Annotated in this window: 13 protein-coding genes; 4 read left to right on the top strand and 9 right to left on the bottom strand. The window is 66.9% G+C overall.

Going from position 1 to position 13,996, the window contains the following annotated elements; all coding sequences use genetic code 11:
- Positions 1–30: 30 nt before the first annotated feature.
- The 5 genes from DB30_RS18780 to DB30_RS18765 form a co-directional block, all read right to left on the bottom strand.
- Positions 31–498, bottom strand: a complete 468-nt coding sequence (locus tag DB30_RS18780; protein ID WP_276204367.1) for a leucine-rich repeat domain-containing protein — start codon at positions 496–498, stop codon at positions 31–33.
- A 1-nt stretch (position 499) separates the two neighbouring features.
- Positions 500–730, bottom strand: coding sequence for a hypothetical protein (locus DB30_RS42315; RefSeq protein ID WP_240480270.1), 231 nt, complete (start codon positions 728–730; stop codon positions 500–502).
- Positions 731–847: 117 nt separating this feature from the next.
- Complete coding sequence (locus tag DB30_RS18775) at positions 848–1,678, bottom strand: hypothetical protein (protein WP_146659553.1); 831 nt, start codon at positions 1,676–1,678, stop codon at positions 848–850.
- Positions 1,679–1,951: 273 nt separating this feature from the next.
- Entirely contained in the window at positions 1,952–2,152 is a 201-nt protein-coding gene (locus DB30_RS18770; protein WP_052550865.1) for a ferredoxin, read from the bottom strand.
- A complete protein-coding gene (locus DB30_RS18765; protein WP_146659551.1) occupies positions 2,149–3,411 on the bottom strand; it encodes a cytochrome P450 in 1,263 nt (420 codons plus the stop codon). The genes DB30_RS18770 and DB30_RS18765 overlap by 4 nt, the downstream gene beginning before the upstream one ends.
- 286 nt (positions 3,412–3,697) lie before the next feature.
- Here DB30_RS18765 and DB30_RS18760 point away from each other — a divergent pair, with 286 nt between their 5' ends.
- Complete coding sequence (locus DB30_RS18760) at positions 3,698–4,483, top strand: DNA-binding protein (protein ID WP_240480266.1); 786 nt, start codon at positions 3,698–3,700, stop codon at positions 4,481–4,483.
- A 138-nt stretch (positions 4,484–4,621) separates the two neighbouring features.
- The gene (locus DB30_RS18755; protein ID WP_052550861.1) at positions 4,622–7,150 is read left to right on the top strand and encodes a DUF4132 domain-containing protein; all 2,529 of its coding nucleotides are present in this window, start codon (positions 4,622–4,624) and stop codon (positions 7,148–7,150) included.
- A gap of 59 nt (positions 7,151–7,209) precedes the next feature.
- Here DB30_RS18755 and DB30_RS18750 read toward each other — a convergent pair whose 3' ends face one another.
- On the bottom strand, positions 7,210–8,436 hold the full coding sequence (locus DB30_RS18750; protein ID WP_052550859.1) for a hypothetical protein: 1,227 nt from the start codon (positions 8,434–8,436) through the stop codon (positions 7,210–7,212).
- Positions 8,437–8,742: 306 nt separating this feature from the next.
- Between DB30_RS18750 and DB30_RS41540 the strand changes: the two genes are divergently transcribed.
- Positions 8,743–9,846, top strand: coding sequence for an MYXO-CTERM sorting domain-containing protein (locus tag DB30_RS41540; protein WP_052550857.1), 1,104 nt, complete (start codon positions 8,743–8,745; stop codon positions 9,844–9,846).
- A 59-nt stretch (positions 9,847–9,905) separates the two neighbouring features.
- Here the strand turns inward: DB30_RS41540 and DB30_RS18740 are convergent, their stop codons facing one another.
- Entirely contained in the window at positions 9,906–10,721 is an 816-nt protein-coding gene (locus DB30_RS18740) for a hypothetical protein (protein ID WP_146659549.1), read from the bottom strand.
- A gap of 446 nt (positions 10,722–11,167) precedes the next feature.
- Between DB30_RS18740 and DB30_RS18735 the strand changes: the two genes are divergently transcribed.
- The gene (locus tag DB30_RS18735; RefSeq protein ID WP_052550854.1) at positions 11,168–11,689 is read left to right on the top strand and encodes a PD-(D/E)XK nuclease family protein; all 522 of its coding nucleotides are present in this window, start codon (positions 11,168–11,170) and stop codon (positions 11,687–11,689) included.
- A gap of 186 nt (positions 11,690–11,875) precedes the next feature.
- Here DB30_RS18735 and DB30_RS18730 read toward each other — a convergent pair whose 3' ends face one another.
- Both DB30_RS18730 and DB30_RS18725 read right to left on the bottom strand, forming a co-directional pair.
- Entirely contained in the window at positions 11,876–12,568 is a 693-nt protein-coding gene (locus tag DB30_RS18730; RefSeq protein ID WP_052550852.1) for a hypothetical protein, read from the bottom strand.
- Positions 12,569–12,726: 158 nt separating this feature from the next.
- Positions 12,727–13,443, bottom strand: a complete 717-nt coding sequence (locus DB30_RS18725; protein WP_052550850.1) for a hypothetical protein — start codon at positions 13,441–13,443, stop codon at positions 12,727–12,729.
- Between the last annotated feature and the right edge of the window lie 553 nt (positions 13,444–13,996).

Here is a 13,996-nt window from a genome sequence, read left to right as displayed (position 1 = left end):
CATGGAGCCCGGCTCCCCTACATTTGCGGGTCACCGGAGTGCCTGCCCCCTCCCAGGGCGGCACAGCATGCCAAGCCGAGGGCCGTTGTCCGAAGTTTGAGCGCAACGCAAGCGCGCATGAGAGCGAGGGCGAGAATTCGGATGCCCAACTCGAACCTCGACCCTGGCTCCCATGCGCGCAACATCTTTTCGCATCATCGCCAGCAGGTACTCGAGGTTGACCAGCGCCCCAAGGCTGTCGGGGAGCGGGCGGTCGGAGCTCCAGGTGATCGCAAGGTTGTTGAGGTTGACGATCGTGGGAATCTCCGCGGCGACCTGCCCCAGCGGTCCCGACATGACGTGCAGCCGCTCGAGCGCGGGTAGCTCGGCGAGCACCGCCGGGATCGACTCGAAGCGGTTGCTGTTCAAGATCAGCACCTTCAGCTTGCTCAGGGATTTGAAGGCGGTGGGGAGCTCGCGGAGCTGGTTCGACCCAAGGTCGAGCTCCTCGAGGGGCAGGTCATGGTCGGCCGGCCCGCCTTCGGCGCTGAGCCGGTAGCTTGCGCCGCGCTCCCCTGCCGAGCAGCTTGGCGCCGACGTTGGTCCTGCCCATCGCCGTGAACAGGTCGGTGGCTTCGTCGACGCGCAGGGCAAAGACCGCCTCGGGGTCCGCGGCCGAGTCGAGCGGCATGACGAGCACCTGGTAGCGATCACACATGAACAGGGCTTCGCCAGCCGGATCGTCGAACATCAACACGCACTGGCGCAGGAGCTCTGGCCTTGTCCCCCGCCGCGACGAAGTCGTGCCCGAGCTCCTGCCCGGCGTCGACGCTGGTGTACACCGCGTTGGGCTGGTCCGCACGCGCGTTCACTGACGCGCAATCAACCCTTGATAGAGCCCGGGTGGAGCGTCCAACCGCGCGTTGCATTGGTTGTAGTTCGCGGCCTGGATCCAGATGTCGTAGGCGCCGACCTGCCCCCAGTTGCCAGCGAAGAGCGTCGTCGTCTCGCCGCCGTCGCTGAACTCGAGGGCGACGTCTTGCGACTGCGGCAACATGCCTTCGTCGGCCTCGCACCAGCCCTTGGGCTCGCACACACCAGAGGTCACCTCGAGGCCGAGTGGCTGGAAGTTGTAGGTCGTGTAGACGTCGAAGTAGCCGGCGATCAGGGTGTCGTCTTCAACGCTGGCCAACCGCCATGAGCGACCGTACTCCTCCCACTTACTCATCCAGTCGAAGGTGACGTCGAGCTCGGAGCCGATCTCGATAGTCGGTGCCCAGGCCGGCTCGGCCGTGACGACGAGCCCCGGGTGGTAGTCATCGGGGCAGTCGAGGTCGATGGTCGTCTGGGAGCCATCGACGACCACCGCCGCCACCGTGCAGACCGAGTGGTACCCGGCCACCCAGTTCGGATCCTCGGGGTTTTCGGCGTCGTCGAAATTGTTGTACGAGCTGGCCACGGCAGCGTCGCCGCCAACGCCACAGTCGGGGTACTCCATGGGCTCGCCCGTGTCGCCGTCGCCCGTGTCGCCGTCGCCCGTGTCGCCGTCGCCCGTGTCGCCGTCGCCCGTGTCGCCGTCGCCGGGATCCCCAGACGTCTCGCTATTGGTCTCGGCATCGCTTCCGGCCCCGGTCCCGCACGCTGGGCAGACCCAGGCCATGCACAGCAGGACAGGCGTGATGACTCCTATTGCTCGCATGGCGGGTACGTGCCTCCGGTCGCGTGATCGATCAAGCACCACGGTCGCTTTTTTATCCGCCCGACCCGGCCCGAGCCAACTTCGCCTGCCGACCCACACGCCGAATGAGAGACGCGACGTTCACGCTCCCCCCGGTCCCCGATCGTATGTCCTATCCACGGGCCTCGTATGGGCTAGACGAGAGCGGCGAGTCGCATGCGGATCCTCGGAGTTGACTGCTGGCTCGGTGTTCTCGAGGGCACGCGAGACATTGAAACAGGTCGGCGCTCTCGCTCAGGTTTTCGCCGGTTCGAGGCGCAGCGCTTGGCGAGGACACAGCCGGACCGCGCGCTTGGCCTTGTCCTCGAGCTCCGGCGGGATCACGGCGAGGCGCAGGTGCAGCTGATCTTCGTCATCGAGCTCGAGCGCCTCTGGGAGGATGCGTGTGCACGCGCCGTTCGCCTCGCAGGCGATCACATCAATGATGAGCCTCATGCTCGCGCCTTGCCCTGGTCCGCGCCCAGCCGCACCGGCAGGTTCTCCATCGCGCGCATGATCGAGTTTTGGTGATCAATGACGGGCTCGCCCGCGAGCGTGGCATGGGGAAAGCGCTCGATCAGCAGAATCTCGATCGCCTTCATCATCTCCGTTCGGGCGAGGTTGGCCCCCAGACAGAAGTGACGTCCAAGCCCGAAGGTCAGGCTCGCGTTGTTTTCACGGTGGATGTCGAAGCGGTCGGGGTCGTCGTACGCTTCGGGATCGCGCAGCGCGGCGCCCATCAGGCCGCCGATCGCCTGGCCCTTGCGGACCGGCACACCAGCGATCTCGAGGTCGCTCAGGGCGTAGCGAAACAGCCCGATCTTGCCAAAGCTGTCCCAGCGCAGGGTCTCTTCGATGGTGCCGCGCAGCAGCGAGCGATCCGCCTGCAGCTCGGCGAGGGCCTGTGGGTGCCGCAGCAGCGCATACACGGCGTAGCAGGTGCCGTGCACCGTGGTGTCGGAGCCTGCGGCGATCAACGCGAAGATCAGCGACATGAGCTCCGAGGTTGAGAGCCGGTGGGCCTCGTCGCGGGCTTCGATGAAGCGCGTCAGCAGGTCGGCGGGAGGGTTCGGGTCGGCGCGGCGGCCCTCGATGAGCTGCTCGAGCAAGGCCTTGCCCTGGGTGAAACCATTGGCGATCTCCGAGAGCACGGCAGGCTCGAGGTTGGGCTGGACCGAGCGGATCACCGCCAATCCAAACTCGCGAAATCCCGCACGCATCGAGCCGGGGACGCCAAACAGATCGCAGATGACCGTCAGCGGGATGGTCTCGGCGAAGTGACGGATGTTCACGACCTCGTCACCGTTGGCGATGAGGTCATCGAGGGTGCGCTCGACTGTGGCCCTGACCGCGTCCTCCATGGCCCGAACGGCCCGTGGCGTGAGCGCGACGCTCGCCAACTTGCGGACCCGCGCGTGATCGGCCGGAGGGAGCTGAAACAGCGAACTCGCTACAATCGAGCCCCAGGCCTCGAAGCCCGGCTGCTCGAACATCTGCGCGCCCGGGTGATGCTCCCAGTCAGCGATGTCGGTCGAGAGCTGCTCGTGGGTGAGGAAGGTCCGCAGGTCCTCGAGCCGCGAGAGCAGCAGCGTGTCGCGCTTCTCCCAGTGATAGACGGGCGCGTTTGTGCGTAGCCACGCGTAGGTCGGGTAGGGGTCGTTGGCAAAGGACTCGGTGTCGGGATCGAAGTCGAAATGCACAGGGATTCCTTTCATGGTTCACTTTGTGAATACTGGCTCATTCTTAAAAAATCAACAGGATCAGCGTTTGTTAGGTAAATTGTGGATATACGGTGGGAGACTGGCGCCGATGTGGGATGAATTGTAACAGCTAGTTCATAAATCGAAATTCCGGTTCACGCATACAGCGCCCCGCCTTGCTCCCCCACCCTGCTCCCAGAGCCCCGGGCGGGGGCAAGCCAACGCGAGCGGCGGTGGAGAAGAACCGAAGCAGCGAGCGCTCGCGCTTGTGTGCTCCGATCCGAACGGATACATCGCCAGCATGACACTTACGCTCCAAGTCCCGATGTCCGCTCGCGCTCGCTGGGTGCTTCCGTTGGTTGGGTCACTCTTGCTCACGGCGGCCGCGTGTAGTGACGACGCCGGCAGCGACACTTCTGAGACCGGCACCACCGAGACCGGCACCACCGAGACCGGCACCACCGAGACCGGCACCACCGAGACCTCGGGCGAGACCTCGGGCGCGGAGCTCGTCACGATCGAGCAGGCCCGCGCGCTGGACGACGGCATGATGGTCAGCGTCGAGGGCCACACGAGCGTGGCGCCGGGGACCTTCAACTCTGCGACCGGCGAGTTCGGGTTTGCGATCCAGGACGCCAGCGGCGGCATCTACATCAAGACCGCGGACATGCTGGATTTCCCGCTCGACACCCTGGTCACGGTGACCGGCACGCTCGGCCAGATGAACCAACTGCGGGTCATCGAGGCCGTTGCCGCCGACATCGAGTCGGTCAGCGGTGGGCAGGCCGTGGAGCCCATCAGCGCGGCGACTGGCGACATCGACGAGGACGTCGAGGGCACGCTCGTCGAGGTCAGCGGCACCGTGACCCAAGCCGTGCAAGACGACTCGCCCTACGGTCTCAAGGTGTACATCGATGATGGCACGGGCGAGGTCCAGGTGTTTGTCCATCTCATCGACGGCGTTGGTGTGATCGACACGACCGAGCTGGCGATCGACGACACGATCACGGTTGTCGGGCTGGTGGCGCAGTACGAAGAGACCTACGAGGTCGCACCGCGCCAGCCCAGCGATCTGGTCGTGCCCTGACACATCCTTCTTTGCCACCTGCATCTTCGGACGCAACCGTTTCAAGGATCGGTTGACGACAATCACCTACTGGGCCACCAGCGCCGCCGCCCAAGCGGCGCTGGAAGCCACCGATATTGTACAATAAACTCCAGCGCGGTGAGCGAGACGACAGGCCCCGACGGATTTGAGCTGAGCGCTGATCACCCCCGGAGCTCCGAGCACCGCAAGCTCTCGCTGCTGCTCGAGGAGGCGCCCTCGCACATCGAGGCCGTGGGCCAGCTGATGCGCGGGCGCGACCTGATGCGCCTGGATTCGGTCGCCCACCTGGGCTTGATGAGCGCCGCGCTCGAGCGTGTGTCTCACCTGCGCGCGAGCGTGGACTCGCCTCGCCGCGGGTACCAAGCGGCACGCCTGCTGGATCTGGTTTGTCAGCTCGCGCAGCGCGAGCTCGATCATGACGAGGAGTCGATGACGCGCCTGCTCGAGCACGCCGCGTCCTCGCCCGAGACGGCGGGCAAGTTCCTGCTGGCCTTTGGTCGCTATCTGAAGGCCGCCGGCCTTGGGCGTGAGCAGCTCCCGAGCCACCCGGCTTTGTTCGAGGCCGCGCAGCGTCTGCTCGAGGTCCTGCGTGGTCGAGCGGCCGCAGACCAGCGCGAGATCCCGAGCTATCGCCGGCTCGAAGAGCTGCTGGGTGTCGACGCTGAACGCCTGCTGGAGCCCGGTGAAGTCTGGGCCGACGCCTTGCTCGCCGAGCTCGCGGCCATGGGCGCAGCGCAGCGCAAAGCGTGGCGAGACTTCGTCGAGCACTGCCTCGAAGCGAGCGCGAGCAAGCCGAGCAAGCGCTGGCAAGCTCGGGTTGACGCGATGCTCGATGGGCTCGGTCGTGAGCTCGCCAGCGCCGCGCTCGAGCGCTGGCTGCCGCTCGTGGCCAAGGGCCGCAGCAAGCCGATACCGCCAGAGCGGCGCAGCTACGGGATCCCCGACGACATGGGCTACATCGTCGAGCACAATCAGATCGCCCTGCGCGGCCTGGCCTGGTCTGCGAGCAAGCTGCCCGACGCAGGGCTCGCGCGGGCCCTCAGCGGTCTGGCGGTCGCCTGCTTCAGGCAGCTGCGTGGGTTCGGGGCACGGGCGCCCAAGGTCGGCAACGCGGCGCTGTGGGCTCTGGGGAACATGCCTAGCGTCGACGCCGTCGGGCAGCTCGCGGTGCTCGGCGCCCGCCTGAAGGGCAAGAGCGAGAAGAAGCAGGTAGCGAAGGCCCTGCACGCCGCCGCCACGCGCGAGGGGGTGAGCCTCGAAGAGATTGAAGAGCTGGGCGTACCGACTCACGACCTGCACGAGGTCGGCCGCACGGTCGTGTCATTGGGGGAGCATCGCGCCGAGCTCGAGATCGTCGACACCGCGACGGTGCGGCTGCGCTGGCGCGACGGCTCGGGCAAGTTGCGAACGTCGGCACCAGCGGCCGTCAAGCGCGAGTTCCCGGAGCAGGTCAAGCAGCTGCGCGCCTCGGTCAAGGACATCACCGCGCTGCTCCGGGCGCGCCGCGACCGGCTCGAGATCAGCTATCGCAGCGAGGATCGCTGGACCTACACGAACTGGCGGACGCGCTACCTCGATCATCCGCTCGTCGGCTCGATCGCTCGGCGTCTGATCTGGCGGCTGCGCGACGACGGGCGCGAGGTCGATCTGCTCTGGCAAGACGGGCAGCTGCGCGAGCTCGGCGGTCGGCCGCAGCCGGACTGGATCGGCGAGAACACGCAGGTCGGTCTGTGGCATCCGCTCGACGAAGATGCCGACGCGATCGCCGTGTGGCGTGACCTGCTCGAGCACAAAGGCATCACCCAGCCGTTCAAGCAGGCGCACCGCGAGGTCTACCGACCGCGCCCCGAGGAGCAAGCCAGCTCGATCTCGACGCGCTTCGCCGAGCACATCCTGCGTCAGCACCCCTTCCATGCCCTGTGTCAGGGGCGAGGGTGGAGCAACACGCTGCGCCTGAGCGTCGATGATGCCTACCCCCCAGCGACCCTGAGCTTTGCAAAGCATGGCCTACGCGCCGAGTTCTGGATCCAGGGCATCGGGCGCTACGGCCAGGACACGACCGAGGTCGGGACCTACCTCTACCTGATGAGCGAGCAGCTCCGCTTTCATCGCGTCGATGACCCTGGCAGCTCCGCGCACGCCGTCGGCGGTGACTACATGCAGACGGCCCGCCCTGTGCCCTTCGCCGAGGTGCCGGCCTTCGTGTTCTCCGAGGTCCTGCGTGACGTCGAGTTATTCGTGAGCGCGAGCTCCGTGGCCAACGACCCAAGCTGGGATCCGAGCACGCGCGAGGGTCCGCTGGCCCACTACTGGGAGGACTGCGTGTTCGGGCCGCTGTTGGCGAGCGGGCGCACGCGACGAGCCGTGGTCGAGCGGATCTTGCCGACCCTGAGCATCGCCGAGCGCTGCGAGCTGCGCGAGCGTTGCCTGGTGGTTCGTGGCCCGGACGAGCACGCCTACGAGATCCACCTTGGCTCGGGCAACGTGCGCGATCAAGCTGGGCAGGTGCTGAGCGTGTCACCGACGCGCAATGCACAGACGAGCTCGCCGTTCTTGCCGTTCGAGGGGGACGCCACCTTGACGGGGATCCTGACCAAGGCGCTGCTGCTGGCTGCCACGCCCTCAGACGCCTTGGTGCGGGCCTGATCAGCGTGAGCGCGCCCATGGCTTCGAGGTGGGTCATGCAGAGCTCGGCGGCGGAAGGCTCACTTGGTGTGCCGCTCGAGCATCACGCGCTCCTCGGCGTCGAGGCGCTCGCTCGGATCGTTGATCGTGCCGGCGAGCGGGCGTCGGCATCCGGGACAGACCTCGATGCCCGGATCGAGCTGGTGGTCGCAGTCGAGATCCGAGCATCGATCGCTCCAACGCGTCCGCCACAGCGCGCCGATGATCGCCACCAACGTACCCGAGACGCCCCAGAACCACGGCTGCGCGTCGCTCAGCGTGAACGCGAGCCAGCCCGCCAGCAGGACGTTCAGCTCGAGCTTGAACTTGGCCGGCTGCTCCCAGAGCAGCTTGCGCCGCAGACGAAAAACGATCGCGTCGGGATCGCGGCCCTGTGGCGCTGACTCCGGCTGGTCGTCGTCGCTGTCGTCGTCGTTCTCGTCGTCGTCCTCGTCCTCGTCGATGACGATCGCTGCGACGTCCAGCGGCTTGGGCCAGCGCTCTGGTACTGGCAGGCCGAGGCGGCTGCGAAGATCGGTCTGTCGGTCATCGAGCAGGTCGAGCGACGCCTGAAACCACGCACGCTGGTTGAGCTCCAGCGCGCGACTGATCTGCTTGCGGCCGAGCTGTTCATTGCCGCGCGCGAACCACCAGATCGCCAGCGAGAAGCTCATCGCCGCTGGCGGCAGATAGCCGAGCTGATCGCGTGACCACTGATGCCCGCCCAGCAGGTTGCCGCCGTCGATGCTGGACGAGCGATGCCGCAACGCCGCGTTCGTCGTCAGCACACCAAACCCGAGGGCGACGGTGGTCAGATCCGTCAATCGCTCCTCGAGATCGTGGTCGTCGACCTCGAGCTGATGAAAGCGCCGAAACGCGTGGGCGACCTCGTGGGCCATCGCTCCGACCACACCGATCGCGTCGTCGAGCTGCTCGCGGGCGCAGCCGAACAGACACACGCCACGCTCGATGCCGGCAAACCATGCGCTGACGTGCTCGTCCCCTCCCGCGTGGTGCGTGCTGGGTCTGTCACCGTCGAACACCTCGACCGAGACGTCGAGCTGCTCGAGCCCCGCGTAGGCCAAGAGCCGCAGCGCGAGTCGACGGACCCCGCGAGCGCTGGGCTTCCACGCGTCTGGAAAGCAGTCCTGGTTGGGCAGCAGCAACGGCGAACGAACGAAGGGCCGCCAGCCGGCCGCGTCGATCAATTCGGCGTAGCGCGCGATCAACCAGTCCCGCTCGTTGGGCTCGAGGGGGACGCGGCTCATGGCGCCGATGATACCGCAGCAGCGACGTCACGGATTGCGCGACGGCCCGGCAGCTGCCGCGGTAGGGCCGCGTGAGCGAGGATCCGCAGCCCGGTTCGAGCAAGGCCAGTCACCGCCCGGCTGGCTTCGTTCGGGGGCGACATCGCGTCGAACGGGTTCTGTCCGGCAGCTGACCCGTCCGCGATGCGCCTCGTCGACCATTGGGGATCTCGACGTCGCGGCCGATCCGGTCTGCGCGCGCGTTTGGACGTGCTGTCGCGCTTAACTCGCTCGTTACAAGGGCCTCGAAATTCGATAGAAGGAGCCATGGCTTGGCGTTCCTTCATCTCGGGCACGGCGATGCTGTGCGTTGTGTGTCTTTGCCCCTCGCTCGTCGACGCAGCCGGTCCCGAGGAAGCGTCGGAGTTCTCGCCCTTCTACGAGGAGATGCTGCTCGGCTTCGAAGATGCGGCCGTCGACACCGGCTGGATCCCGGCCAACTCACCGGTCCAGCTGCGCTTGTTCGCCGACGCGGCCAACACGGTCATGATCGACCTGCCGGGCACCGCCTACTACGACTGGGAGACCGAGGAGCTGCGCTTCGAGGGAGATCCGATGGCGGGGTTCTTCGAGTACGACGTCGGCCTCGAGATCGTCGCCAGCGTCAAGGTCGACGTCTCGCTCGCGCAGTGGGAGTCGGACTTGCTCGGGCCCTACGACTGGGGCATCGAGGCCTCGGAGATGTTCACGCCCTACCTGCTCGAGGGGAGCCCCGATCGTCCGGTAACGCTCACCGAGAAGAGCGGCGCCTTCGATCTGGTCTCGATCCCGCTGGTGCCCGACATCATCATCTTGTCGGGCAACCTCGACATTGCACTGTTTGTCGACATCGAGGCATCACTGCAATGCAATCGCATCGAGGTGCTCGGGGCCGATGGCGAGATCACCTCGTTCACCCTCGAGGGCCAGTCGCAGTGGGTCGACCCCGGCGCGGGACCGGACGATGTCGTGCTCCCCGCGACCGCGTTTTGCCAGCTGCAGACGAAGCCAACGTTGATCATGTATCCACACCTCGTGGTCGAGGTGTTGTTTGACGAGTACGACATTGCAGGGATCGAGATCCCGATTGATCTGCCGGTCATCGACGAAGAGATCGCGCTCGAGACAATGGATCTGAGCTATCCATACTGGGAGGAGCCCGAGGATGAGCCCGGGGATGGTGACGGAGATCCTGCGGGCGACGAAGGTGGTGATTCGGGCGAGGATGGCGGGTTCGACGAGACCGGGGGCGAGACCGGGACGGGGGGGGATCCGGGTGCAAGCCTTGGCGACGAGGGGTGTAATTGTAGCGCCGAGGACGAGCCTGGGCGCGGACTGGGGTGGTCGGCGCTCGGACTGTTGGCGCTCGCGGGGCTCCGGCGGCGACGCTAGTCGCTGGCCGATCACAGCCTGTGCCGATCCGAGCAGCCCGCGGTGCGATCCGTCGTGGGTCAGGACCCCGGGGAGAGCAGCTCGTCGAGGCTGTAGCGGCCTGGGGCGAAATAGCTGTGTGGCGCCGCGTACGCGCTGTAGCGCGGATCGAAGCCATCGAGCTGAGGTCCGTCGACGACCAGGGTATCGCCGTCGAGGCTGAGCTTGGCCTCGTAGCGCTGCGGTGGCAGCGGATAACGCCGCTCACTGGTGGTCGTGATGGTCCTCGAGCACCGTGCCCAGGTCGGCTCGCGGGCGCAGATGATGACCTCGCTAAACGCGACCTCCGTGCCAGACTCGCGCGGGACGCCGCGCTCGAAGTTGGTGAACTCGGCGTCGAACTCGACGACCAGCAGCGGCCCCTGGCGATGCGCCCAGGTCTCGAAGGTCGCGTCGAGCAAGCGCAGGTTCATCTCGGCCCCGCCGGTCCAGGCCTCGAACGCGACGCCGTCCATAGACCAGCCATCTGCCTCGGTCCGCACGACGAGCGCGTAAAATTGCATGGCGCCCTCGGCCACGAGCAGGCCCCAGTCGCCAGATTCGGCCAGGCGCGCGTCTTCGGGGTGGCAGCTCGCGTCCTCGTCGTAGAGCGACACATTCGCCAGCAAGCGCGCGCATGCATCTTCGAGACTTGCGAGGCCGTAGGCCGGGAGCGCCTTGCCGTCGTCCTCGGGCCGCACGAGCGGCGCTGGAGGTTCGGACTCGTCGACGTCGGGCTCGACCACGAGCGCAGGGCGAGCCGCGACCGGCTCTGGCTCGGCCGAACTCGAGCCAGACCGACACCCCATCGACGCCAGCAGACCGACCAGACCCATGAGCCCAACTGCTCTGTGCATGCGGCCAACGTACCACCTTTCGAGCGTGCAGCGACAACTGCGCCAGACGATCGCGTTTGACGGCACGCGTAGAGGACTTCCGAATGGGTCCGAGTCGACGCGATACGCATGACCTTGCTGACGAACGCTGACGACCGGCGAGGTGCGACTTCGGCCGGCACCCGCCGGCTCGATGCATGGCGACGCCTATCGCAACCATTGTCGGACGCGAGGCTCAGGGTTCAAGCAACGACCTCACTGATCTGCTGGAGATCCCCGTCGGCACCGCCAAGTCCAGGATGACCGCCGCGCGTGGGCGCTTGCTCGTACAATTCATGAACTGTTGGGCCCGACAGTGACACGTGGACCGACGAGTCGCTCGCGCGCGGGCTGACCACAGTCAGCGCGGCGGTCGAGCGCGGGCGGCCGAGGCGAGCGCGCTGCTGGGTTGGGTATGCTCGCCCTCGATGAGCGAGTGGACCCTTCCCGCTGCGATCGCCGGACTGCTGCTCGGCGCTCTTGCTTCGCTGTGGATCAAGCGCGCGTGGGCGCGGGCTCGCATGCGTCGGCGGTTTCGGGTGGCCCGCTCGGGCGAGGTCGCGGCCGAGCAGCTGCTGCGCAAGCGCGGCTTTCAGATCCTCGATGAGCAGGTCCGACGGCGCGAGCACCTGTTCGTGGACGGCGAGCGGGTCGACTACGAGGTCCGGGCGGATCTGCTGGTCTCGCGGTGGTGGCGGACCTATGTCGTCGAGGTCAAGACCGGTAAATCGGCGCCCAACCCCAAGACCACGGCGACCCGTCGGCAGCTGCGTGAGTATGCTGAGATCTATGACGCCGACGGGCTGCTGCTCGCGGACATGAGCGCGGGGCGGCTGCATGAGATTCGCTTTCCCTCGCGGGCGACACGATGGGCGCCGCTGGGGATGATGGCGATGTTTTTGGTTGGTGTGATGGCGGGGGGCGGGCTGATGCTGTTGTTTGGCGGCTAGCAGGCCAAGAAAACGTGCCAGGCGAACGAGCGGCCGGTCAGCGCCGACTTTGACGAACAGACTTTTGATGGGCGCTCAGGCGCGCATCAGGTCCGAAGTACGGAGTCTGACACCGCAGTCCGTTCCGGTCCGGCCGCGGGCCCCCGACAGCCTGCGAGCTGGGCTGCGCTCGATGACGAGCCGCGCTCAGCCGCGGAAGAGAAGGTCGTAGGCGTCGCTGTCGGTGGCGTGGGCGTAGACAAGCGCAACCAGGTAGTCGCCATGGGTCAGGGTGTCCGCGCGCGCGAGAGAGCGGCCGTAGAAGCCGCCGGGCTCGTCGTGCATCCACAGGACGAACGCCGGTTCGCCGGACGGGCCCGCGATCTGTCGGTGGAACCCGCCGAAGGTCCCGTTGGCGTCGTCGTACACGACCATGAAGTCGGAAGGCTCATGGCGAGCGAGGGCCTCGTCGTCAAAACCGTACTCCTCGGGCTCGTCGAGGATGGGCGCCAACCAGTCGTCTCGCCAGCTCTCGACCGCCTCGCGCCCGGCACCGGCGAAGAAGCGCGTGTGCTTGCGTGTGACCTCGCCGGAGCGCTCCGGCAATGAGCCGGGGTCGAAGTAGGAGAGCTCCATCCCGTTGGCGATGGCCATCGCAGCGCCGAAGCTGGGTGGTGGCTCGAACGCGAAGCCGTCCGTGAGCGGCCACGGGGCTGCCACGGGCGGAGGGAGGACCAGGCAGGTCCCGGCCTCGAAGGCGATGACCGTGGCCTCGCCCTCTCGGTAAGTCGTCGCGTTCAGGCTCGCGAGCGAGGGGGTGGTTGTCGTCTTGCTCCGCAGAGCATCGAGCCGAGCCAGGATGGCCTCTGCTGGGCACTCGTCTTTTAGCCACAGGGTCATCGGCAGACTTTACCTCTGCTTGGTACGGAGGGACGCCTTCGCCGGACTGAGAGTCTTCCTCGGCGCTGAGATGCAGGAGCTCAGGTCCGGCTCGAGCTCACCGCCCGTGTTCCCTGCCGGGACGTATTGGATGCGACGCTTCGCAGGTGTTGAACGCGTCACGAGATCGACGGCCAAGGTCCGCGCTCGCCCAGCGCGTCGAGCCGCTTCGATGCCTCTTCGAGCTTGGCGTAAACCTGCTCCGGATCACCACCCGCGGCCTCGAGCCCTTCGATGCTCGCTTCGAGCTCCGCGACGCGCCTCGACGCGTCTGCGCGCAGCCGTGCGCGACGTGCCGTCAGCGTGGTGAGCACGCTACGCAGCTGCCCGAACGCGCTCTCGTCCAGGTACAGACCATCGGGGTTCCGGTCGAGCTCCGGCTCCTCGAACGCCATCACCGAGTCGAATACGATGCGGCGACAACAGCCCTCGAGCGGGCCCTCGAGTCGGCTCGCGCCATCCTCCAGGTCGACCCAGTACACCTCGACCTTCGGCTCGGGCTCGGGGGCCCACGCAAGGGCGAGGCCGAGACCATCCTCGCCGCGCACGAGTTCGAAGGCCTGGCGTCCCTTGACCTGCGGGCAGGGCACGTTCGGGCCGAGCACCAGCGCGCACTCCGTGTCGTAGGTCCCCCCGGACGGGCGCGACATTCCGAACCCGCCCCCCGCTCGGGCGACGGCGTTGGCGAGCAAGAGCACGTCCGGTGGCGCGCCTTCCCACGTCAGCGGCTCGTCGGGCGACGCTGTTTCGTGCGCGACCGCGGCCGCGAGGACAGCCACAGCCCAGGGCGCGTTGACGGGCAGGCGGGCGAGCGAATCGAGGCCAGTCGGGTCCACCCAGAAATTTTACTGAACTCCACCGAGGCCACGCGCGCGCAGCTGGACGCAGACGCGGCGAGGCCGATGCCGTCGAGTTCCAGCAACAAACGCAACATCGCCAAAGCAGTCCGGGACTTCAATCTGAACCCCGCCGCTTCGCGTCCGGCCCGCTTGCGCGGGCGCCCTATGGGCCGTTCGGATTTAGACCTCCGCTTCGCTCCGGTTCATCGCGCGGCTCGTCGCCCCGATCCCACCGCCGCGCTTCCACATGTTGCCGCAATCGCGGGCCGTGGTGGTCCGGTGCAGTCGGCGTGATCCAGCGTTGAGCAGCGGTTGCGAGCCATTTGAGGCTATGGTCTAGAATTTTCGCGATGGTGCTGATCATCGCGCGCGATGACCACACTTCATCGAGCTCTCGTAGTTTTGTTGCCGCTTTCGCTCACGCTGGCCTGTCATGACTGTGATGATGATACCAATGGACCCGCCGACGAGGTCGGCGAGACCGAGACCGGCGACGGCGACGGCGACGGCGACGGCGACGGCGACGGCGACGGCGACGGCGACGGCGACG

This window comes from Enhygromyxa salina, from assembly GCF_000737335.2.
Lineage (GTDB): Bacteria > Myxococcota_A > Polyangia > Nannocystales > Nannocystaceae > Plesiocystis > Plesiocystis salina_C.
The sequence above is the reverse complement of the archived record's forward strand: the minus strand, read 5'-3'. Positions and strand labels throughout refer to the sequence as shown.

Bases quoted from the DNA above. Each gene is read 5' to 3' on its own strand.
- DB30_RS41540 (WP_052550857.1), top strand. From the start codon at position 8,743: ATGGCTTGGCGTTCCTTCATCTCGGGCACGGCGATGCTGTGCGTTGTG.
- DB30_RS18775 (WP_146659553.1), bottom strand. From the start codon at position 1,678: ATGCGAGCAATAGGAGTCATCACGCCTGTCCTGCTGTGCATGGCCTGG.
- DB30_RS18770 (WP_052550865.1), bottom strand. From the start codon at position 2,152: ATGAGGCTCATCATTGATGTGATCGCCTGCGAGGCGAACGGCGCGTGC.
- DB30_RS42315 (WP_240480270.1), bottom strand. From the start codon at position 730: ATGTTCGACGATCCGGCTGGCGAAGCCCTGTTCATGTGTGATCGCTAC.
- DB30_RS18750 (WP_052550859.1), bottom strand. From the start codon at position 8,436: ATGAGCCGCGTCCCCCTCGAGCCCAACGAGCGGGACTGGTTGATCGCG.
- DB30_RS18765 (WP_146659551.1), bottom strand. From the start codon at position 3,411: ATGAAAGGAATCCCTGTGCATTTCGACTTCGATCCCGACACCGAGTCC.
- DB30_RS18740 (WP_146659549.1), bottom strand. From the start codon at position 10,721: ATGCACAGAGCAGTTGGGCTCATGGGTCTGGTCGGTCTGCTGGCGTCG.
- DB30_RS18735 (WP_052550854.1), top strand. From the start codon at position 11,168: ATGAGCGAGTGGACCCTTCCCGCTGCGATCGCCGGACTGCTGCTCGGC.
- DB30_RS18760 (WP_240480266.1), top strand. From the start codon at position 3,698: ATGACACTTACGCTCCAAGTCCCGATGTCCGCTCGCGCTCGCTGGGTG.
- DB30_RS18730 (WP_052550852.1), bottom strand. From the start codon at position 12,568: ATGACCCTGTGGCTAAAAGACGAGTGCCCAGCAGAGGCCATCCTGGCT.